Consider the following 22179-nt stretch of genomic DNA (forward strand, 5'->3'; position numbering starts at 1 on the left):
TAATTTTATGGTAAAGATATCCGCCATTTTTATCAGGTTATCTTGATTAATTTTCATTAAATATTATTCCTGAACAGAAAAAAATACCGAGGCGCAATGCTTCAGACCTGTCCTGGCATATCTGGAATGTGGGAAAGGTAGTGTAGGGGCGGATTTTACTATTAAGTAGGTGGGGACAATTAAAGTTAACGGTGGGGATCGTCATTCGTCATTGGTCATTCGTCATTTGTAAGGGTTTGAGGCTTGTTAACATAACTTAATATGGTTGAGTTTATTTCCACCAACCTACTTATCGTTTCCGTTTCACAACAGATGCAACTAAACCCGCCCCGACGACGTAGAGACGTAGCATGCTACGTCTCTACACTGTTAGTTCACCAGAGCGTCATGGTTTAGAAGCGGTAACCCGCACCCGCTTGGATACTAACCGCAGAAGCTGGACTATCTTCGTAGGCTTCGATACCGAGTTTTGTATCGCCATAAACCACAATATTGCGACCAAATTGAGCTTCAGCACCGACTGTTACCACAGGCGCATTTTTGTTTCCTAAAGGTGTTGGTTGTCCATCCTCTTCAATAAATGAATAGCCAGCACCTACATAAACATTAGCGTTGTTCGTGACAGGAACATCGTAGGAAACAATTGGCATAATGGCGCTGGTATCATCGCTGAATAGAACAGCACCGCGCAGAGAAACTGGCGCTTTTGAAGTCGTTACACGACCTTGAATATTCCCGCCAAATGTTGCCGCATCGTTATCTTGTCCACCGTTGGTCACGCCTGCGGCGACACCAGCACCGATATAGTTGGCATCAGTTCCCGTGGGCTTGGCAGACGCCATATCAGCCGATAATAAAACAGGCGCGATTGCGGTAGCGGCTAGGGTTGAAAAGGTAACAAAAGACTTAAGGTTGCGTTTCATAGTAACTTCCATCAATAGGTAGGGTGTAGTGTTGCGTTGTTACTATTCAAGTCGTTATTAATCAAGTCAATGTTCCAGGTTTAGCTATTTTTTGATGAATTTATTTTTGTCAAACCCTGGAATGCCTTAAGGATGAAGCATTTCAGGAAAATTAATTAATTGATTTTCAATAAATATAGAAACAAATGTAAAAATTAGTTGGAATGAATTAAAAAATTATAGTTAGGTTTTAAGAATTTGTGATCAGCTAGTAGACTATTGATTAACTGTCACATTTTTTTTTATTTTTTCCGGATGAGAGTTCCCTACCCTTGACAAGGAGAGGGTTTGTAGTAAGGGCTTTAGCCTTAAATTTTGTTAGGTAACAAGGGTCAGCCTAACCTACAGTCTAATTTTTAAATGAGGTGTGCCACACCACGACTGGTGTGACACGGCTAAAATGGTGGAAGAGATTTTACGGCTTTGAGAGGGCGCAAAGCTTTGCGCCCCTACAGTTGTTTGTCTCCACGGATCAACCCAAAAATGAAAAAACCCCCTGTTCGTGTTGATCCGGGGGATGAATTCAATCTATCGATTGTGGGGGCAATTCATGACTTGCCCCGACAGAGTTCTATTTCACGGAAACCTTAGCACCAGCTTCTTCAAGCTGCTTCTTGGCTTCTTCCGCGGCTTCTTTTGCCACCCCTTCTTTAATCGGCTTGGGTGCAGACTCGACCATATCTTTGGCTTCCTTGAGTCCCAAACCAGTCATGGTTCGCACGACTTTCAGGATAGCAATCTTCTTATCCGCGGGAACTTCTTCTAAGATGACATCAAATTCTGTCTTCTCTTCCGCCTCTTCCGCCGCAGCACCAGGCGCACCGGGAGCTGCCATTCCGGGCATCATCATCATGCCACCCGCAGGAGCAGCCGCGCTAACGCCAAAGGTGTCCTCGATTTGCTTAACTAATTCCGACGCTTCGAGTAACGTCAGGGATTTTAGCTTTTCCAAGATTTCGTCGGTTGTAGCAGACATGAATAAACTCCTTTGTTTGATTGTTTACGTGTGACCCTTCGACTACGCTCAGGGTAACGACTACGCTCAGGGTAACGACTACGCTCAGGGTAACGACTACGCTCAGGGTCAGCGTTTTGACAGTCCAGGTAGGGGTTAACCACCACTTTCTTTCTGAGCGGCGAGCGCTTGCAAAACGCGACCCAGTGATCCCGGAACTTCGTTGACACAGCGACCCAGGGATGCAGGTACTTCGTTGACACCCACAGCCAGTTTAGTGGCGATGGAATTAATCGAACCGGCAATCTGCCCGATGAGTTCTTCTTTAGACGGCAAGTTGGCAATTGCCTTAACTTGGTCTTGACTCAGGGCTTGACCTTGCATCACGCCACCCTTGAAGTCGGTTTTTTTGGTGGCTTTCTGGAAGTCCTGATATGCCCGAATTGCACTGCCTACATCGTCTTTGACTAACATGAAGGCGGAGGAACCGACCAAGAATTCGGTCATGGGTTGCCAGTTTTCATCATCCTCAACCGCCCGCCGCATCAGGGTATTTTTCGTCACCTTACAGACTGTACCTGTGGGACGCAGCCGATTCCGCAAATCGGTAATTTCTGCCACAGAAAGTCCCTGGTAGTCAATGACGATGGCGAGTTGCGAATCACTCAAGAGTTCCTTGAGATCAGCGACGACTTCCTTTTTGTTGTCTAGGGTTCTGCCCATGCTTGTTTCACCTCCTTTTTTCCTTTCAGAGTTGCCAGTGGGAAAATCCTGCCCTCAGTCATAACGAAACCCCGGACATGCCGGGGTTACGCTGAGTATCTTTTATACCTGTACTTTAATTTTGATGTACAGCAACAGGGGATACGTCGGGCGTTGACCTCGGCAGGATATTAAGTGATGAACACCTGCTGTCTTTGGTACAAGCCAATCAATTATTGGATTGTAGACTGCAAAAATAACGGTTCAGATTACGCAGCTTCAGCTGCTTTCATGTCCCGTAAGCTAGAGATATCGACTTCTATCGATGGTCCCATGGTCGCGCTAACAAATATAGTGCGCCAAAAGCGACCTTTCGCGCCTGAGGGACGATTGCGGTCAATCGTTTCCTGCAAGGACTTGAGGTTGATCAACAAGTCTTCGGCAGAAAAGGAAGCCTTACCAAACATAACATGAACGATGCCTGTGCGATCGGCACGAAATTCAAGTTTACCTGCTTTGAATTCTTCGATCGCCTGGGCTAGGTCAAAGGTAACAGTACCGCCTTTGGGGGAAGGCATCAAGCCCCTGGGTCCGAGGAGCCGTCCTAACTTCGCCACTTGGGGCATCATGTCTGGTGTGGCAATCAGGCGGTCAAAATCCATCATGCCATTTTGGATTTCGCCAATTAATTCTTCCGAACCCGCGATATCTGCCCCCGCATTAGTCGCTTCAGTGATTTTTTCGCCCTTAGCAATGACGGCGACTCGCACCACCTGACCCGTTCCTTTGGGTAGGGATACGGTTGTTCGCAGTTGCTGATCAGTGTATTTGGGATCAATTCCCAAGCGAATATGGGCTTCGGCAGATTCAGGAAATTTTGCCGTTGCGGTTTCTTTTAACAGCTTCAGGGCTTCTGTTGGTTCATAAGGTCGTTCTTCGACCTTGCTTTGTAATTCTTGTAATCGACGTGATAGTTTTTTGGGCATTTATCTCTCCTGGGGTGACTAACGAAGCGTCTCGCCTCTCCCCCAAATTAGGTTGACAACGGTCTGCAATTGCGGGTTGATAGCACTTAAACCTCAACCCAGGAACTATTCTGCGATCGCGACGCCCATATTCCGGGCAGTCCCTTCGACGATTTTCATGGCTGCTTCAATATCATTAGCATTGAGGTCAGGCATTTTCGTCTGGGCGATTTCTTGCAGTTGCGCCTTTGTAATCGTGGCGACTTTTTGCCGATTGGGTTCACTGGCGCCTTTTTCAATCCCGGCTGCTTTTTTGATCAGCACGGATGCGGGCGGGGTTTTGAGGATAAAGGTAAAACTGCGATCCTCAAACACCGAGATTTCCACGGGGATAACCATTCCCGCTTGGTCGGCGGTCTTGGCGTTGTATTCTTTACAAAACGCCATAATATTCACCCCATGTTGACCGAGTGCCGGTCCAACGGGAGGAGCAGGGTTGGCTTTCCCCGCTGGGAGCGCCAACTTAATAACTGCAACGATTTTTTTTGCCATGCTTAGCCTGTTTTTTCCACCTGATTGAATTCTAGTTCCACTGGCGTATCTCGCCCAAAAATGGAGAGCAACGCCTTGAGCTTACTGCGTTCGGGGCTAACTTCAATCACTTCGCCTTCAAAGTCTTTAAACGGACCTGATAGCACGATGATTTTGTCGCCAACAGCCATGTCCACTTTAATCACTGGCTCTTGTTCTTCGGCGTGCTTGAAGATCCGTTCGACTTCTCCTGGACTCAGGGGTACAGGTTTAACGTGACCTCGCCCTCGTCCATAGCGACGTTTCTGTTCTGCCCCTACAAAATTAATCACATTGGGTGTGTTTTTGACAACCTGCCAGCTTTCATCATCCATGACCATTTCTACCAAGACGTAGCCAGGGAAGACCTTTTCTTCAGAGTGCTGGCGAGACCCATCCTTACGGATTTTTACCGTCGGTGTTTGGGGTATCTGAACTCTCAAGATTCGGTCAGCGACATCTAGGGTTTGCACTCGCTGTTCTAGATTTGTCTTTACCCGCTTCTCACAGCCGGATGCCACCTGAACCGCATACCAACGGGCAGATGGGGCTTCTTGGAGCTGTGGATCGCGATCGTATGATTCGTTTGCTGCAAAACTCATCCAAATACCTGTTGTGATGCCCACAAGAATAAGCCATCCACTAAATAAATTAGGGTGGCTGATAGAACGACCATCAATAACACGGCAGCCGATTCGCTAATCAGTTGCTGCCGAGAGGGCCATACGACTTTACTGAGTTCCTCTTTGGTTTCTTGAAGAAACGTTACAACATTAAACCCAGAGGTTTTTTGCTGAGACTCTGTTTCCGTTTTAGTTTTCTTTGCCACAATAGTTGACTTCCCCCTTCTACTGATTATCAGAGCTGTTCAACCCAGCGTTCATAACTCATATTAACCTGCTTCACTCATCCGTGAAGTTGACAAGATCTGGGTAGAACTGCTGATGCTCCCCCAGCCTTTTAATATTTTATAGATTCAGAACGCGCCCTGGAGGACTTGAACCCCCGACATCAGGTTTTGGAGACCTGCGTTCTACCAACTGAACTAAGAGCGCTTGGGTTGGCTGGTAGAGGTGAATTTATCCCCTTTGCTTTACTTAGTGTAACGCAATCAGGGCATGAATACCAAGCCAATATCCAAAAAAATCTAAATCCCCCGGTCAAAGCGCTGCTTAACCCGAGTCGCTTTACCCACACGCTCTCGCAAATAAAAGAGCTTCGCCCGACGCACCTTACCTCGCCGCACAATTTTAATACTGGCAATTCGGGGGGAATGGAGCAGAAAAACTCGTTCTACACCAACACCTTGGAAGATACGTCGCACGGTAATCGTTTGGTTGATGCCACCGTTACGCATGGCAATCACGGTACCTTCGTAGGGCTGAACCCGTTCCTTGTTCCCTTCGCGAATACGAACCCCGACTCTAACTGTGTCACCAACATGGACTGTCGGTAAGTCTGATTTAAGCTGTTCCGCTTCTATGGAGCGAATAACCTCTTGAGCATTCATGGTTTTGTCAAAAAATCACAGCCTATAATCATAGCGCAATCTCTGACCCGACGTCTAGATTTGGCAAGTGTGTAGGGGCGGGTTTGACCGACAACACTCCGCCTCAAACCGCTAACTGAAGTAAACCCGCCCTGACTTGACCCAACCCTAGGCTCAAGGGAACCTGGTTTTGACTATAATGTAAAGAATTATAAAAAAAAGCTGGCTTTATATTGACGTAGGGGAAAACTAGCAGTATGCACAATTCATTGATGCGACTGGGAGTAGAGTTATGCGTTTCAAAAATCTTCTAGGACCCCTTTTGATCCTAGCCTTGCTGTTTATCACGTTAGGCGATCGCGTCCTACCTGCACCGCTAGATGATGCTAGCCGCAACACCCGCACCAGCATCAATCAATTCTTAGTCGGGTTATTTCCTGACTGGAATCCCACCAACCCGAATGAACGTACTGAAAAGGAAGTTGAGCAATTAGAACAAAGGTGATTAGAAGCAGAGGAGCAGGGGGAGATCAGGGAGATGGGGGAATTTTGAAATTTGTAGGGGCGGGTTTTACCATTAATGTTTAGTGTTTTATCCTAACGTGACTAAACCCGCCCCTGCGGAGTCCTATAATGTGGCGAAGAACGACAAATGACAAATGACAAATGACGAATAACTACTTCTTCAACCAGCTAAACATTGCCCGTAAATCTTTACCCACTTCCTCTACCGGATGTTCAGCTTCCTGACGGCGCATGGCGGTGAATCCAGGTTTACCTGACTGGTTTTCTAACACAAACTCACGGGCAAATTGACCCGATTGAATTTCTTGTAGAATTTTCCGCATCTCGGCGCGGGTTTCATCGTTAACAATGCGAGGTCCACGGGTATAATCGCCATATTCAGCCGTATTAGAAATACTATCGCGCATATTGGCTAGTCCGCCTTCCACAATCAAATCCACAATTAATTTAACTTCATGGAGACATTCAAAATACGCCAACTCTGGCTGATAACCCGCCCCAACTAAGGTTTCAAATCCCGCTTTAATTAAAGCACTCAAACCTCCACATAATACGGCTTGTTCACCAAATAAATCCGTTTCCGTTTCTTCCCGGAATGAGGTTTCTAAAATACCCGCACGAGTCCCACCAATTCCTTTAGCATACGCCATGGCGCGATCGCGAGCTTGACCTGTGGCATCCTGATATACGGCAAATAGGCAAGGGACACCTTCTCCCTGTTCGTAAGTCCGTCGTACTAGATGCCCCGGTCCTTTGGGTGCCACCATAATCACATCCACATCAGGTGGGGGAACGACTTGACCAAAGTGAATATTAAACCCATGGGCGAAAGCCAGGACATTCCCTTTTTTCAAATTTGGTGCAATTTCTTCGGTGTATACCGTTTTCTGCACCTCATCCGGTAGCAAAATCATAATCACATCCGCTGCTTTCGCCGCATCAGCAACCGCATGAACCGTTAATCCGGCTGACTCAGCTTTCGCCACCGACTTACTGCCCGGATACAAACCCACAATTACCTTGATGCCACTCTCTTTGAGATTCAGGGCGTGGGCGTGACCTTGAGACCCATAGCCGATAATTGCAATTGTTTTATCAGTGAGTAGGTCTAAGTTAGCATCTGCATCGTAATACATCCGGGTCATAGAAGTATCTCCCTTGCTACAAGCATTTTCGTTTGACTGCGGACTATTGATTTTACATCAAAACCCTTGCCCATTGTTATGGATTTTGTCTGGGTTAGGGCAGATCCGGTCGCACTTGCTTCCTAGAGCTACCTTTACGTTTAAATAACTCAGTTATGTTCCCGCACTAATATAATGGGCGTTGCCTGAGACTCTTGTAATAATTCATCCAAACATTTTCTGGCAATGATTCGTTTTAAAAACAATCTTACAGCCGCCATAGAAAAATCCGTTTTTAACCAAATTCTTGCCGCGCTGATAAATCTTCTTTTTTTGAGCGCCGCAAATCCCCAATGGATTTTTATCGACGACTTAATCTCTGATAGTTCTGGTAAACTATGACGATATTTGGGGCTGATACACGAATAAATATTCTCTTTAATAATTAGATTAATTTCCAGGCGTTTATCAAAAGTAAATTTGCCATTAAATGAACCTTGCCAAATAGTCCGGTAAGCCAGACATTTATTGATCAAAACAGCATCGCCAAACTGGGCAATTTTAATCCAGGAATCAATATCATCATAATTCGTATCGAATCGGGTATCCCATCCTCCTGACTTAAGGAAAGCTGAACGGGAAAAGGCTACTTGTACAGGCGTGCCAAATGGCAAGAGTTCCAACAGCATGGCGTAATGAATCTCGGTTTGGGGAATATAGACAAGTGTTCCCTTACCAACTTGCCGACTTTTGCTGATTTCCTTCTGATTCTCATTGACCTGAATCGCTCGACAGGAGCAAATCACAGCATCTGGACGCCCTGCGATCGCCTTGACCATTTCTTCAATACAATTCGGGGCAAGGTAGTCGTCATCATCCACCAATTTTACCCAGTCTCCTGTCGCTAATGCTACACCCTGATTAACCGTTCCTGAGTGACCCAAGTTCGTCGAATTGCGGTGATAAATTAAACGGGTGTCACCCATGTCCAAGAGTTCTTTCCGTCGCCCCTGGACATACATATCCGTACCATCAGACGATCCATCATCCACCACAATTACTTCGCACGGTATCGTTTGAGCTAAAGCACTGTTAATTGCCCGCCTGAGCAAGGTGAGGCGATTATAAGTCGTGATGACGATGCTAAATTTCATACCCTTCTCCACCAAAATTATTTTGCCTCGATTAGCTGTCCAGCATTTAGATCAGGATGTCTAAATTCCTCAACGGGAACAGGGAACGGGGAATAGGGAACAGAAATATCCAATTTCAATGCACATCGACTGATCTAAGAATCGGTATCGTCCAGATTTTGTTTTAACCTATTTTGGGTTTGGTTAAGATTTGGACAATAAGATTAGCTATGGATATTCATAATTTTACGCGATTGAACTCTAGTGCAGCGCGGCAAAAATACTTGAGCAGCTTCGTAGAGACGATGAAGCAGAGGAAGCGTGTGTAGGGGCGGGTTTAGGGACTAATATTGATTGTTATCCCTAGCTGGGCGGCAAAACCCGCCCCGACCATAAGACATAAGACATAAGACAGATAAATGTAGGGGCGGGTTTAGGGACTAATATTGATTGTTATCCCTAGCTGGGCGGCAAAACCCGCCCCGACCATAAGATTAATGACCAATAAATAATCTTAAAAGACTGTGGAAGTCCAGCTTCCGTGCAATCCGTAAGGAATATGGTGCTTGAGATGCAGTCGTGCGATCGCGCCTTGGCTCAAATCTCGACTGTCCAAAATCACCACATCGGATCGATGATGACTCGAATCATACACCAACGTCAACACCCAACCCTCATCTTCTCGGTTCGCTTCAGGATGGGGGACAAAAATAGGTTCACTGACAAAGCCTTGGGGGGCTGCACTCCAAACCTGTTCCTCACCTGTAGTAACATCAAACTTAGCGATCGCTTGCAGTGGAGCATTGCCTGTGGGATTATGAGCCACTCCCATATACACATAACGGTAAGGGCGTCCAACATGGTTGGGATGGACACAGGGAAACTCACAGGAACGCGCTAATAATCGCTGTCGTTGTACCGTAGAATCCGCTAAGTTAAGCGTAAACCGAAACAGTTGTCCCGGCGCGATCGCATCAAAATCCACGTTCCGATAATCTATCTCCGAGTCCACTTGAGTTAAAGACTCATAGCAAATCGAATCCACACAAATTTGCTCCCCTTGTTCAAAGGCATTGGCATGGTGAAAGATAAACCCAGCATCAGATTCCAGCACTTGCATTGGTTTATTACTATGACGCGGAATCACTAAAATCCGAGTCGGTGCGTTGGGTTTAAAGTCTACACATTGACCCGCCCCTTTTAATCCCAACAGGAATGGAACGGGATTGTAAGTGACAGGATTTTGGAAAAAGATGCAGTAATTGGGCGTAATCGCAAAGTCATGGATAAAGGCAAAACCTGGAACCGTGTGACTTTTACGCCGTTGCAATTTCCCGGCGGTATCCAGTTCATAAATGGTGATTTTGGTGGAAAAACCTGGTTTAATCGCAAAATTCACCAAACAAGGCGCACCCCCATCTTGGTTGCAGCTTGGGTCAATCCAAGGATGGGCACCAAATGCTTCGCCTTCTGCCAAAATACCATCTAGATTGTCTTTGCCAATGGTGTCTAAGGTTTTGGGGTCTAACCGATAGGGTTCCGCCGCTTCCCAAAGGGCTAATAGTTTACCCCCCCAGTAAATCACATTCGTGTTGGCAATATTTTTGATTTCAATATCAAACGCATTCGCCAGCCACCCTCCGGGCTTTTGCGTACCAAAAACACCGCGATAAAGCATTTTTCCGGCTTCTTGTTCTTTGAGAAAACCTTCAGTCCGGACAAAGCGATTGCGGAAATAAGCACGACCTTGATCAAAGGCGATCGCACAGATCATACCATCCCCATCAAAAGGATGATGCAGGGGTTGACCCTGGATATCCAGTAAACCCGGACCATTGCGAAACAACGTGCCATTTAGCGCTGACGGAATTTCCCCTTCAATATCATCAATCCAGTAATCATATTCATTGGGTTGGGATTGATACCCCTGTTTCCATCCTTCGCGGTCATAAGACAGTGAAGACTTTGATTCTAAAACTCGTTCTGCTGCAATCATTGTTTATTCCCTCTTTATTTAATCGTGTTTGTAGTAGGCGCTTTAGCGCATCTAATAAGTAAGAGGACTAAAGTCCTCACTACTGACAAATCATGACTCTTCCACAGGCTTTTGACCCATGCGAGTCCGGATCAACTCTGGCAAGACATCAGGTAGGAATGGCTGTTCGGATAGAGAACCCGACGTATGATGTTCAAATATTTCTGCTGGCGGTAGTGATTTAGACTCTGTTTCGCCTTTAATGTCAGTTTGCGGATCAGCCGCCGGTAACCAACCTAAGAAGGGCAAGGGTAATAAGCTAGAGAGGTTGGTAATCGTCAGTAATAACCATAGGCGATCAAAGTTATGTTCTGTCACCCCTAGCCAATGGGTTAATAACGCCCCCAATTCGTGAGATAGCAATCCAGATAAATTCCATATCGACATCAGCAGGGCAAATAAAGTAGCTTCCACCCCCGACGGGCAAAGTCTAGCTGAAAGTACGAGTACGGGCATAAATGTAATCTGTCCAATCACCGTCAGAATCAGACTGTCGCCTAAGCTAAACCAATGATCATCAATCCCTAATGCCCGATTTGCATGGGTAACCAGGATTAGAGTCGTCATCCCCAACACAGCCGATAGGACAGTTGTCCATCCCATAATCGTGCGGAAAGGGATACCCTTTAAAAAGCGTTGAAATACCCAAACCCCCACCAGAGACGCCAAACTGGTGACTAAACGCACTCGTCCTAAAAATTCCGGCTCAAATCCGAGTTCATTGGTGGAGAAGAAGAAAAAGGCTGAATCGGCTGTGGGTGTGGCTTGCCAGAGAAAGATAAATGCGGTGGGTAACCAAATCGCTTTTTGGGTAACCGCATGGCGCAGTTGCTTAATTTGGTTGGTGACAGTGGCGGTGTTTATCCCCGAACTAACGGGTTCTTCGGCAATTAACCACGCCACGCCGGAAACCAGTAGGGGGAAGGTGGCGGTAATGCCAAAAACAGTTTGTGTATTGAACGCCTCTAGCAGCCAACCACTCAGATATGCCGTAATTACTCCCCCGACAGCAGAGGTTCCCCAAGTCAGGGCTTGCAGGGAACCGGAGTCGCTGAGGGATTCCCGCCTTGCCCGTTCCACCACGAGTGAGTCTACAATGACATCACTAATCGCTACAGAAAGGGAACTTAGCAGAATGGCAAGGGTTGCTGCCCAAGCTGTATCAACTACCGTTGCCAAACTCAACCAGGCGGTTGTTCCCATCAATCCCGACAGAACTAGATAGGGGCGGCGGCGATAGCCAAATAAGGGGAGTCCGTCGGAAAGAAAGCCAAATAGGGGTTTAATCACCCAAGGTAACGCCGCAATCCCGATTAGGGCTGCGACTTGGGCGGGACTTAAACCCAGTTCGTCTTTGAGGAAGAAGCTAATTGCTAAACGGGCTAGCCCCAGGATACCCTGGACAAAATAGACGATGAGGATGGCAATCAACTCCGGAGTGGGTTCATTGCCAAAAAAGACTTTATCTTTAACGACTTGTTTAAAGCGATCGAAGCCAGAGGCGGACACAATCATGAACTTTTTTTAAGATTTATCTCTTTTTATATCTTACACGCCAAATTGGGTTTAGCTCCTCTGTCTATGGGCGATGAGGTTATCATGATTGACAAGACAACTGGCGATCGCACAAACGAGTTGGACGTGGGCAATGGAGCATGAATTTTACGAGCGAGGGCGACAGAAGGCGCAACAAGGTGATTTAGAGGGAGCGATTCAGGATTTTGAGCAAGCGTTGCAGATTAATCCGGAATTTGCCGATGCTTACTACAAGCGAGGATTGACTCGCTTTGATTTAGGCGATTGCCAAGGTGCGATCGCGGATTATTCCCAGGCGCTACAGGTGAATCCTGAACATCTGGATAGTTATTTGGGGCGCAGTTTGGCTCAATTGGCGCAGGGAGAGGCTCAAGCTTCCCTGGAGGATGCTCAACAGGTTCTCCAGATTGATGGGAATCACGGGGCGGCGTATAAACTGCAAGGTACAGCCTACCGTCGGTTGGGGAAAACCAAAGAGGCGATCGCATCCTTTAAACAAGCCGCCAAACTGTACCTGGAACAGAAAGATAAAGATAATTGCCAGAATTGCCTAGAGAGTATCAAGCAAATTCAGGCATCGCAAATCCAGGCGGCGAGTGCGGCTGAGACACAGAAGTATTTAACTCAAGTCATCAACAAGCTACAACAGGGAAACCATCGGGAAGCCTTAGAGGATTGTCAGTGGCTGCTGCACGTTGCACCCAATGATGCTAGAGCCTATTGTTATCGGGGAATTATTCGCAGCAAATTGGGGAATTTAAAAGGAGCGATGGAAGATTTAGGTCGAGCCATGCAGCTTGATCCCAATGATATCCAAGTGCGTCACTATCGGGGGCGGGTTCGGATTGAACTGGGGGACTATCGGGGTGCGATCGCGGATTTTACCCAGTTACTTGAGCTACAACCAGAAAATTCCCAATTTTACGTCTGTCGAGGTCAAGCTTACTCCAAACTGGGCGACTATCGCCAAGGGATTGAGGACTATTCGCGAGGATTAACTATTCAGCCGAATGATCCGCAAATCTATTATCATCGGGCGGCGGCGCGTGCTGATTTTCAAGATTATCAAGGCGCAGCGGATGATTATCAACAAGCCGCGAATCTGTATTTTGAGAAACAGGATTGGCAGAAGTATAATCAGGCATTAAATCAGCAGAAGCAGCAAATAGCGAAAGCCGAAGCTGAGATTAAAAAACGCTCGGCTAAACTGAATCGGAAAGACATTTTTATCAATCAAGAACGACAAATTCGGTCGAATGCGCGGGTGGATCGAGAGTTACAACAACGACTCCTGCGGATGGTGGGAGGATATTGGGATGTTGCTGCGCGTTTGATTGAAATAGCTAAGAAAAAACATCCGGGTATGCCGGAGAATTGGTACTTGCAAAAGGTAATCGATGATTTAGAGCGCGATCGCTAATTTAAATATCTCCACGAAATCCTTATTCATCGATAAAGGGTTCAGAGTATTTTCTCCTGTACGTTCGCGCATTTGCCGCTCAAGTTTCGTGAGCTAATCTGACGACGATGAAGTGGAAGATAGTAACTTAACCTCTGGGGAAGAACTATATTTTATTGAGTTAAAAGGCAAGGATTTGATTGGTGCATTTGTCGTAAGCGCTTGACTCGCTTGAGGCACTAAAGTGCCTACTACAAACTATGGCATAATGCGGTAAGGGCTTTGCTGCCACAGTCAGTTGGACAAATTGAAGGCATCTTCGGGTTTGAGTAATATCTCCATCGCTGTCCATCGGCTTCTGAGAAGCTTAGAGATTTAGTCCTATGATTTTTCGCATCCCTCGAACGGTTAGTACGGCGTTACCCGATTTGGCACATCTGCGAGTCGTGGGAATTTCGACCATTGCTGTGATCATTACCCTTCTGGGCGTGCGACACTTGGGTGGACTGGAACCGCTAGAACTGGCGGCGTATGACCAGTTTGTCCGCCTGCGACCTCTGGAAACGGAACCTGATCCTCGGATCTTGGTTGTCGCGATTACAGAACAAGACCTAGAAAATCAAAACCAGTGGCCCATCTCGGATCAGGTTTTAGCCCAGGTATTACAGCAATTACAAGCCGCTGAACCCGCCGTTATTGGTCTAGATTTGTATCGCAATCTTCCTGTGGAACCGGGTCATCAGCAGTTAGTGGAACAACTGCAACAACCGAATTTAATTGCGATTCAGAATATTGATATCCGCGCCGGAACCCCACCGCCACCAGATGTATCACCGGAACGCATCGGTTTTAATGATATACTCCTTGACCCAGACGATGTGGTTCGTCGAAACTACTTGTTTGCTGAAAATGAAAGTGATGTTCTTTACTCATTTTCCCTGCTTCTGGCACTTGCCTATTTAGAACCCCGTGGGATTGAACTAGAAGCCAGTCCCGATAATCCAGACATTCCCCAACTTGGTGAGGCGGTGTTGTCACCCATAACGGAAAATGCAGGGGGATATCAAAAGGCAGATGTTGGCGGGTTCCAAATCTTACTCAATTATCGTTCCCCTTATCAGGTAGCGCGACAAGTATCCTTAACTGATGTCTTAGCCGGAAAGGTTGATCCGAGTTGGGTGGAGGACAAGATTGTGATTATTGGTTCCACTGCACCCAGTCTCAAAGACTTATTTACCACACCCTTTAGTCCCGCCCTGGAAAAAAACGCGAAAATACCTGGGGTTTTAATGCAGGCTCAAATGGTCAGCCAATTCCTGGATGCGGCGACGGGTAAGCGTCCTTTATTCTGGTTTTGGTCAGAACAGGCGGAAATCCTGTGGATTATTGGTTGGATTGCGATCGGTGGGATATTGGGGCGGGTGACGTATCATCCCTTGGCGTTAATTATTGGGGTAACGGGTAGTTTAGGGGTGTTATCCAGTGTTTGTTTTTACCTATTGACCCAAGGGGGTTGGGTTCCTTTTGCAGCGCCAGCATCAGGATTTGGGTTAACGGTGGCGATTTTTGTCACCCATCGTTCCTATGAAGCCCATCAACAGCAGCAGATTGTGATGAAGCTGTTGGGACAGAATACCTCACCTGAAGTGGCTCAAGCCCTTTGGCAAGGTCGCGATCGCTTGCTAAAATCTGGCAAGTTACCGGGGATTCGCCTCACCGCCACGATGTTTTTTGCCGATATTAAAGATTTCAGCACCATATCGGAAAAGATGACCCCAGAGGCGTTGTTGGAATGGTTAAATGAAATTCTGGGAGTGGTGACTCGTGAAGTCCTCCAGCGTCAGGGGATTGTGAATAAGTTTACCGGGGATGGGGTGATGGTGGCGTTTGGTGTCCCCATGTCTCGTCTGCACAGAACTGAAGTGGCTGAAGATGCGAAAGCGGCTGTAGACTGTGCGTTAGCAATTAGCGATCGCCTGGAGTCGATGAACCGAGATTGGCGACGCCGAGGTTTACCAGTGATTCAAATGCGGATTGGTATTTTTACCGGTCCAGTTGTGGTGGGTAGTTTGGGGGGCAAAGACCGTTTAGAATATGGCGTAATTGGCGATAGTGTTAATATTGCTTCCAGGCTAGAGAGTTGTGAGAAACAGCGTCAACCGACTCCCTGTCGGATTCTCATTGGTCAACAAACGCTAGATCAACTGCAAGGGGAATTTGAGGTTGAATCTTGGGGACCTTTAGCCTTGAAAGGGAAACAGCAAACAGTGAATGTTTATCGGGTGTTAGGGAAGTCAGCACGGTTTAATTTGAACGGTTAGGAGCGTCATTTGTTTTTTGTCATTGGTAATGTACAAAATAACCAATAGGATAAAAATCAAATTTTTCATGGTTTTTAGTCTGAATTTTATTGGGATTTTTAACTAAAATTTTAATAAACTTAGTCATGAACTCAATATTCGCGAAGCTTGTCGATTTCTTTTTCAAGTGATGTAAGTCTAACCTGTATTCTTCCTAGCCTCTCTTCAATGGCTACAACTTTCTGAGTAAATTCTGGATCATCACTTCTCCAGCCTAAAACCATATATATATGCAGAAAAACTAAAATTAGAAAATTGAGCCACTCTAATTGGTCGCTCATCGATACAGAAATATAAAGAATTACTAATGTTAGCCAAATTATATTTTTCACTATTTATTTTTATCGTCTAGAAAAATATTTACTGATTTTAATTTAAAAAATTTCCCCTGTTACTCATTGCAATTATTGTCCGAATTGGATTTAACCATTTTTTCTAAAACTTCCATTTTTGTTTCTATATCTTTAATATCAGTTTCTTTTTTAACGAGACTTTTCCTGAGCGTTTTAATTTTGACACCTAAAGCAAATATCGTGAAAATATACAAACCTAATGCTATAACTAGCTTGGCTCGAGTTGGGCTTCAGCAGAACGGGCATCCTGTGGTTCTTGCTGTGCCATAGCAGGTGAACCCAATGGACGTGTCTGCAACAGATTGGTTTGAGGTAACTCTGCGCGTCTGGCTTGGATGCCGTTACCGAACCCACGGGTTTTTAACGGATTTGCAGGAGGAGTAAAAGTAGACTTCAAAGACGCTTTTTTAGAAATGTGCCGCCTGGGACTCATAACCTAACTCTGTTACTTTTTAAAGTCGGATAATGAAAATACTTTAATGTTAGATCGGAATTAGATTAAACGCAATCAATTATACACCTAGCTAATTCTAAATTCAGGTTAACTACCGCCGTTACAATTCAGTCCGCGTAGGCGGACTTTGCTTGTGTAGCAGCGATTTTAATCGCCGTGGCTGAGTCGGGGCGGGTTTAGTTACATCTAGGTAAGGTAAGAAACGATAATTGTGAAACCCGCGCCTACAAACCAGATTCTCTGAGCCAAGCAAAGGGTCAAACCTTGTCCCGAAAACCGCCTTGCCATCGCTTCATGGGAACACAATCAATATTTAGTTGGTCAAAGGTACGCGCTACAACAAAATCCACTAAATCTTCAATAGTTTGAGGATTGTGATACCAGGCGGGAATGGCTGGCACAATCTTTACTCCGGCTTCGGCTAGAGTGGTGAGGTTACGCAGGTGAATTAAGCTGAATGGTGTTTCACGGGGTACAATTATCAGTTGACGCCCTTCTTTTAACTGCACATCGGCTGACCGTTCCAATAAATCTGAACTTAAACCATTGGCAATTTTTGCCACAGTACTCATACTACAGGGAATAATCACCATTCCCAACGTCCGGAATGAACCACTGGCAATGGTTGCACCCACATCCCCCCAGCGATGACAAATCAGCTTCCCTTTTGTGGGTACACCCGCTTGCTGACGCCAGAATTGTCCCTGCTGTTCAGGTTCTGGAGGCATACGGGTGTTTTGTTCCGCTTGCCAAACCATATAAGCTGATTTTGATGCTACGAGTTCGATGGTATAGTCGGCTTCTAAGAGAAACTTCACGGCACGTACTGCATAGATTAAGCCAGAAGCGCCAGTAATACCGAGGATTAAGGGGAACGTTTGGGGATTGGTTGAAGACACGCGATTTTAACGGAAGATAGTTGTCAGTCTTTACCAGTGTAGAGGTGTGACAGGCTAAATTTCTACATAAAGTAGAATCATTTTGTCGCCAATGTTCCGATTCGGAATTTTAGTCTAAGCCCTGAACTAAAGCCCTGAACTAAAGTTCGGGCTAAAAGCTAAAACCCGTTAAAACGGGTTCAAATACTCAGTAAGCTTTAGCTTACTTTAGCTTTCAGCCGGAAATTTATTTCTAGGCGTCCAAGTCCAAGTTGGCAATATTCTGCTTAACTCAGTGACATTCCTATTATGTTTTTTCAACTGTTTGCGGTTGAAGAGAGCTTCCTAAAAAGGGTGAAATAGATTTGACCATTGAATTGGGCGCACCTCAGTGCGTCCCTACGGTTTCTGACCGTAAAGTTAATTGATAAAATTAGGTATGTCACGCCACTACAATTAGGTAAAAAATTGATTCAACAAATGACAAATGACTAATGACAATCTATTGATTTAACACCCAGCGCCGGAATAGTTCAACTATAATCTGCCAATAATCACCCTTTTGCTGAATCACATCATGGCGTTTTAATGTCTCTAATGCGTCCTCTAATTGTTTCTCCTCTAGGGTGGCAAGTCCTGATTCTCTAAATAATTCTGCTAACCTTATCCTTAATTGTTCAATCGTTAACCCATCCGGGTAAGGCGCTAACACTTTGAGGATTGCCTGTTGACCCAACACTCCTCGCGCCGCTTGACCCCAAACGCCATCAAAATAATACCGTCCCCGTTTATAAAATGCGGGGTCATTAATCACCGCTTCCACATCCTCTACCGTAAAAACCGGGTCACGCAAATGTCCCTGTTCAAACACAAAATCATTGTAACGGCGCACCAGTTGGAATCCCACCAATTGAACTAAATAGGGTTGACCTGCGGTGAGACGATAGATTAAGTCAAGGGCGTCTGGGGTGTAATCTAGGGGAAAATCAACCGCTTCATTATCCGGGACATCTGAAACAGTCGAATCGGGATTTTCTAGGCTGGGATTGGCTAAAATCTGTCGGGTTGCAGCAGGTTCTAGAAAACCAACGTGAATCGGAAGAACGCTGGCAAAAAAGGGTTGGAAATAATCGGCGGTCATTTCTTCTAAGGTGTGCAACCCGGCAAATACAAAGGCGACTTTAGCGTTCATTTGTACCAATCCCCGCAGATAGCCAATAAAATCATTAGGGATTTTTCCGGCTTCAATGAGTTCCTCGATTTTCTCGAATTCATCTAGGGCAATAATTAACCCCTGTAGAGACGCGCCATGGCGCGTCTCCATCTCTGTACCATGGCGCGTCTCCATCTCTGTCCCCTGCACCATCTTGACTACCTGTTTAAAATAGCGTTCAAACGTCCGATAAGGAAGATTTAGCAAAGCATCATCATCGGGAGGGGGACAGCCGATAGCATCAGAAATTTCATCACTGATTGCCATTAAAACTTCCCCGACACCTTGGGGACTGCCTAAACGCAGTAGGTTAATATAAACCACTTTTACCCGTGAACCGAAACAGTTTGCCACATTTAAAAGAATCGAGGTTTTCCCCATGCGGCGATGACCATAGAGAACAACGGACTGGAGTGGTTGACTCATAACCCAGAGTTCTTCTAATTGTCTGAGAATATCATCTCGCCCAACAAAGCGATTCCCTTCCACGGGGTCACCGACAACATAAGGATTGGTGACGGGTTTAGTGATGGAAATTTGCCCAATTTCAGCCGCAATTTGTAATAAGGATTCTTGCCAAGTTCGGGCAATATCTTTAATCAGTTCTCGTTCAGCTTCGGGTAGGGTTTCGATATGATTAAGGATAGTTTTGAGTTCTCCTAAGGCGCGGTTGAGGGCAAAAGAACGGGTGGAACGAGAGACGCTACGCTGAACCACTCGCACATCTTCCACGACTCGACGGAGAGCGTTTATTGTGTTCCAGGTTATCGGACGTAGTAAGGGTTCGTTGGGGAAAGTGGGTAGTTCTAATGTAGCGATTGTATCAGGTTCTTTGGCTTCGTTGAATCTGGTGAGAGTTTGGGCGAGGGTGAATAGTTCCTCACCATAAAGAAGAGAACGAACAACGGCAAATGCTTCCGTTGCTTTTGCGGGTTCTTTTTCATGAAGATACCAGAAACCAGCAGCCGCAGCGCGTGCGGGGGTGTCTAAGCTAAGATCAACAACTCTTGACTTAGTTCTTGTACTCAGTTCTTCTGAAACAAAACGCAGCAACTTCCAATCGTAAGGGACTTCTGCTAATTGAACTACCCGATACAAAACTTGATTTGAAGGTGTATCAGCTAAAACCCTATTAACCGCACAAATTACAGGTATAAACTGATAGGTATATGCCAACAACTGGTTAGTATTTTGGATGCCAATTTCCCAATCTTGTCGTAGCCAATTTGTTAGACTAATAAATAGATTAGGTTGATGGAGTGGAGTTAAATGAGGAAACATCCAGGATGAATTACAGTCTCTTATAGTAATGAAAATAAAATTTAACAGCCAATTGTCCGGACGTCTTATCGCGAAACCCCACGCAAACAAAAAAGCTGCGTATTGAGCTGGTACAACAATAATGAGTGGTGCAATCTCTATAAGGTACAGCGCTAAGGTTCCCCAGACTATGCACTGAATTAAAAACATTATATCCAATGCTGGCTTATAGGATAAATTGTCCTTTAATAAACCATCTCTTCCTTTTAAAGCCAACTTTAATTCCACGCCTGAAGCTAGACCCCACCCCACACTGCATACCAAGCCAAAAGCTAGACCCCATGCCATGCTATTTGCCGTCCCCCAAGCTAAACCCAAAGTCAAGCCTGACGCCACAGCGACAGCTAAACCTAACGTTACACCTACGACTACACCCAACCCTACACTCAAAAATATGTTCAAAAATAAACCCAAAAGCAAACCGTACAACACACAAGACCAATCAATGAAAATGCCTATTTTTAGGATTATTAAGCCTAGGATCAGTGGGGTGAAAACTGTTAATACCAACCCTTTTATAAACAACTGGCGCTGAATAGGATTCTGGCGCAATTGTTCTAAGCCCTTACGCCAATTCATTTCTTTTGGAGGAATATACCCACCACCGAAATTGTTTACATACCAGCGCAATGCTTGAGGAAAATAAAACACCCAATACAATAAGCGTAGATAATCCAAAGGATTCCATAAAGATAGAGGACGCTTAAGTTTAGGCGATAAATCTAAGCAAGGAACAGAGATTTCATCATCTTGCTCAGTCTCATCTTGCTTGATGTCATCTTGGCTAACTACATCGTAGCTCATTACCCACCCTCCAAATACCGAGAATACATTCGATAACACAACTGCATCAATTGCCGGGGATGACCGCCACTCTCCTCAACTAACTGATTAATTTCAGCTTCAGTAAACCTTATCGAAGTCATCGCCAAACGTGTATCAATAAAATCACGGGCGGTTGGTTCATCCCAGGGTTTTATGATTTCTTCTTGACAAACTCCTGCCAGAGGAGACGTTTTGCCATTATCCCAACTATCATTAAACAGTTCATCTAAAGATTCATTTGCCGCTAAAACCAGCTTGAGTGGTGCTTGACTCCCCTCAGCCAAACCCCGTAGATAATCCCGCACACCGCGATTAAAGCCATCCCAGGTCATTTTTCCCACATTATCTAAAGCCAGCAGAACTTGACGGGATTTTAAATGGCGATTCAGCCTTGTTCCCTTGCTTTCTGGTATACCAATCTCATCACATAATGCACCATAAAAATCATCTTCATCTTCAACCAGATTTAAATCGATAAAAACAGGCTGACGCGGCGAATGTAGATGACTGTCCGCGAGTCGGACAATCTGGGAAAGTAAAGAAGATTTACCGATACCCTCTGCTCCGATTAGGGCAACACTGCTCCCACTATTAATCACCTCAAATATCTGCCGGATTTCCCGTTCACGGTTAAAAAAGTCTTGCGGATTATCGATTCTGCCTTGTTGGGGAGTGAAGGGATTAATAGTTGGGTTCTCAGAATCTACAGGAATTGAAGTTTTTGGTAAGAATTCAGTAGAGACTAACTCCTCTGGTTCTAGCGGTTGAGATTGAACCTCTACACTATAAAGATATTCAATTTGCTTCTTAAAAATTCGTTTATTGATTTTAAGATCAAAATGCGATTGAAGTCTTTTGCATAAATTTGACCCTAATTCTCTAGTGTATTGATCATTAAAATAGTTTTGGGCGGCAATCTGTTTATAACCGTTACCTTGCCAAATACCAATCACAATCGCCTCTTCCGCTTCAGTCAAAACAGGCTGAGATTTCTGCCAAAGCTGCCTGTTGATGAATTTTAGCGCATCTGTCGAGTCCATTATTGAGCATTTAGGTTCATTTGCAGATTTTATCGGAAATATGCCAATTATGCCAGTTCGTAGTTGCGCTGTCTTCGCCATCATCGTTCGCATTGTTGACGACAAACCGATAATAGGGCGACCCGAGTCAATTGAATGGATTGGTGTTGTTAATTGATGCAAGCGGGTCGCCCCTACAGGTGGTTATAAGGACGAATGACAAATGACAAATGACGAATAACAAACCAACATTATCCTACATTTACCTACAAAGACTAACGTTCTAAATTCCCCTACTTCTGCCTACCTAAAACACCGATTACCCAAGCCATCATGGTTGTATCGATAACCGAGGTAAACAC

Annotated in this window: 21 protein-coding genes, 1 tRNA gene and 1 other annotated feature; of the genes, 3 read left to right on the forward strand and 19 right to left on the reverse strand. The window is 45.4% G+C overall.

Annotated elements, in window-relative coordinates:
- Positions 1 to 46: 46 nt before the first annotated feature.
- The 10 genes from ACLFWI_RS00495 to rplS all read right to left on the reverse strand — a co-directional run bounded on the left by ACLFWI_RS00495 (position 47) and on the right by rplS (position 5664).
- Positions 47 to 205 (reverse strand): hypothetical protein, encoded by a 159-nt coding sequence (locus tag ACLFWI_RS00495; protein WP_446411262.1) that lies wholly within the window; start codon positions 203 to 205, stop codon positions 47 to 49.
- A gap of 187 nt (positions 206 to 392) precedes the next feature.
- Positions 393 to 923 carry an outer membrane beta-barrel protein gene (locus ACLFWI_RS00500; protein WP_446411263.1) on the reverse strand — a complete coding sequence of 177 codons (531 nt, stop codon included), beginning with the start codon at positions 921 to 923 and terminating at the stop codon, positions 393 to 395.
- Between the two features lie 610 nt (positions 924 to 1533).
- The gene (rplL, locus tag ACLFWI_RS00505) at positions 1534 to 1938 is read right to left on the reverse strand and encodes a 50S ribosomal protein L7/L12 (protein ID WP_446411264.1); all 405 of its coding nucleotides are present in this window, start codon (positions 1936 to 1938) and stop codon (positions 1534 to 1536) included.
- A 135-nt stretch (positions 1939 to 2073) separates the two neighbouring features.
- Complete coding sequence (gene rplJ / locus ACLFWI_RS00510; RefSeq protein WP_446411265.1) at positions 2074 to 2640, reverse strand: 50S ribosomal protein L10; 567 nt, start codon at positions 2638 to 2640, stop codon at positions 2074 to 2076.
- 54 nt (positions 2641 to 2694) lie between these two features.
- Positions 2695 to 2856 (reverse strand) — a sequence feature (ribosomal protein L10 leader region).
- Between the two features lie 32 nt (positions 2857 to 2888).
- Positions 2889 to 3605, reverse strand: coding sequence for a 50S ribosomal protein L1 (gene rplA / locus ACLFWI_RS00515; protein ID WP_446411266.1), 717 nt, complete (start codon positions 3603 to 3605; stop codon positions 2889 to 2891).
- A gap of 105 nt (positions 3606 to 3710) precedes the next feature.
- Positions 3711 to 4136, reverse strand: coding sequence for a 50S ribosomal protein L11 (gene rplK, locus ACLFWI_RS00520; protein ID WP_044207237.1), 426 nt, complete (start codon positions 4134 to 4136; stop codon positions 3711 to 3713).
- A 2-nt stretch (positions 4137 to 4138) separates the two neighbouring features.
- Entirely contained in the window at positions 4139 to 4756 is a 618-nt protein-coding gene (gene nusG, locus ACLFWI_RS00525; protein WP_446392639.1) for a transcription termination/antitermination protein NusG, read from the reverse strand.
- Positions 4753 to 4983 carry a preprotein translocase subunit SecE gene (secE, locus tag ACLFWI_RS00530; protein WP_006101045.1) on the reverse strand — a complete coding sequence of 77 codons (231 nt, stop codon included), beginning with the start codon at positions 4981 to 4983 and terminating at the stop codon, positions 4753 to 4755. Before secE ends, nusG begins: the two co-directional genes overlap by 4 nt.
- 153 nt (positions 4984 to 5136) lie before the next feature.
- A tRNA-Trp gene (locus ACLFWI_RS00535) sits at positions 5137 to 5209 on the reverse strand.
- 92 nt (positions 5210 to 5301) lie between these two features.
- Positions 5302 to 5664 (reverse strand): 50S ribosomal protein L19, encoded by a 363-nt coding sequence (gene rplS, locus ACLFWI_RS00540; RefSeq protein WP_446349423.1) that lies wholly within the window; start codon positions 5662 to 5664, stop codon positions 5302 to 5304.
- Positions 5665 to 5935: 271 nt separating this feature from the next.
- On the opposite strand from rplS, the gene ACLFWI_RS00545 reads away from it, so the two are divergent.
- A complete protein-coding gene (locus tag ACLFWI_RS00545; protein ID WP_446369261.1) occupies positions 5936 to 6148 on the forward strand; it encodes a hypothetical protein in 213 nt (70 codons plus the stop codon).
- A 172-nt stretch (positions 6149 to 6320) separates the two neighbouring features.
- Here the strand turns inward: ACLFWI_RS00545 and ilvC are convergent, their stop codons facing one another.
- The 4 genes from ilvC to ACLFWI_RS00565 form a co-directional block, all read right to left on the reverse strand.
- Positions 6321 to 7313 carry a ketol-acid reductoisomerase gene (gene ilvC, locus ACLFWI_RS00550; RefSeq protein ID WP_446411267.1) on the reverse strand — a complete coding sequence of 331 codons (993 nt, stop codon included), beginning with the start codon at positions 7311 to 7313 and terminating at the stop codon, positions 6321 to 6323.
- Positions 7314 to 7462: 149 nt separating this feature from the next.
- The gene (locus ACLFWI_RS00555; RefSeq protein WP_446411268.1) at positions 7463 to 8446 is read right to left on the reverse strand and encodes a glycosyltransferase family 2 protein; all 984 of its coding nucleotides are present in this window, start codon (positions 8444 to 8446) and stop codon (positions 7463 to 7465) included.
- A 493-nt stretch (positions 8447 to 8939) separates the two neighbouring features.
- Positions 8940 to 10421, reverse strand: coding sequence for a carotenoid oxygenase family protein (locus tag ACLFWI_RS00560; protein WP_446411269.1), 1482 nt, complete (start codon positions 10419 to 10421; stop codon positions 8940 to 8942).
- A gap of 90 nt (positions 10422 to 10511) precedes the next feature.
- A complete protein-coding gene (locus ACLFWI_RS00565) occupies positions 10512 to 11975 on the reverse strand; it encodes a folate/biopterin family MFS transporter (protein ID WP_446411270.1) in 1464 nt (487 codons plus the stop codon).
- Between the two features lie 88 nt (positions 11976 to 12063).
- On the opposite strand from ACLFWI_RS00565, the gene ACLFWI_RS00570 reads away from it, so the two are divergent.
- Together ACLFWI_RS00570 and ACLFWI_RS00575 are read left to right on the forward strand one after the other, a co-directional pair.
- Positions 12064 to 13416, forward strand: coding sequence for a tetratricopeptide repeat protein (locus ACLFWI_RS00570; RefSeq protein ID WP_446411271.1), 1353 nt, complete (start codon positions 12064 to 12066; stop codon positions 13414 to 13416).
- A gap of 362 nt (positions 13417 to 13778) precedes the next feature.
- Positions 13779 to 15716, forward strand: coding sequence for a CHASE2 domain-containing protein (locus ACLFWI_RS00575; RefSeq protein WP_446411272.1), 1938 nt, complete (start codon positions 13779 to 13781; stop codon positions 15714 to 15716).
- Positions 15717 to 15847: 131 nt separating this feature from the next.
- Here ACLFWI_RS00575 and ACLFWI_RS00580 read toward each other — a convergent pair whose 3' ends face one another.
- From ACLFWI_RS00580 to ACLFWI_RS00600, 5 genes are all read right to left on the reverse strand, one after another.
- Complete coding sequence (locus ACLFWI_RS00580; protein ID WP_446411273.1) at positions 15848 to 16087, reverse strand: hypothetical protein; 240 nt, start codon at positions 16085 to 16087, stop codon at positions 15848 to 15850.
- A 229-nt stretch (positions 16088 to 16316) separates the two neighbouring features.
- The gene (locus ACLFWI_RS00585) at positions 16317 to 16505 is read right to left on the reverse strand and encodes a hypothetical protein (RefSeq protein ID WP_446411274.1); all 189 of its coding nucleotides are present in this window, start codon (positions 16503 to 16505) and stop codon (positions 16317 to 16319) included.
- 314 nt (positions 16506 to 16819) lie between these two features.
- Positions 16820 to 17461, reverse strand: coding sequence for a flavin prenyltransferase UbiX (locus ACLFWI_RS00590; RefSeq protein ID WP_446411275.1), 642 nt, complete (start codon positions 17459 to 17461; stop codon positions 16820 to 16822).
- Between the two features lie 481 nt (positions 17462 to 17942).
- The gene (locus ACLFWI_RS00595; RefSeq protein ID WP_446411276.1) at positions 17943 to 20777 is read right to left on the reverse strand and encodes an ATP-binding protein; all 2835 of its coding nucleotides are present in this window, start codon (positions 20775 to 20777) and stop codon (positions 17943 to 17945) included.
- The gene (locus tag ACLFWI_RS00600; protein WP_446411277.1) at positions 20777 to 21838 is read right to left on the reverse strand and encodes an AAA family ATPase; all 1062 of its coding nucleotides are present in this window, start codon (positions 21836 to 21838) and stop codon (positions 20777 to 20779) included. Before ACLFWI_RS00600 ends, ACLFWI_RS00595 begins: the two co-directional genes overlap by 1 nt.
- Between the last annotated feature and the right edge of the window lie 341 nt (positions 21839 to 22179).

The sequence above is a fragment of the Coleofasciculus sp. genome (assembly GCF_046539235.1).
GTDB lineage: Bacteria > Cyanobacteriota > Cyanobacteriia > Cyanobacteriales > Coleofasciculaceae > Coleofasciculus.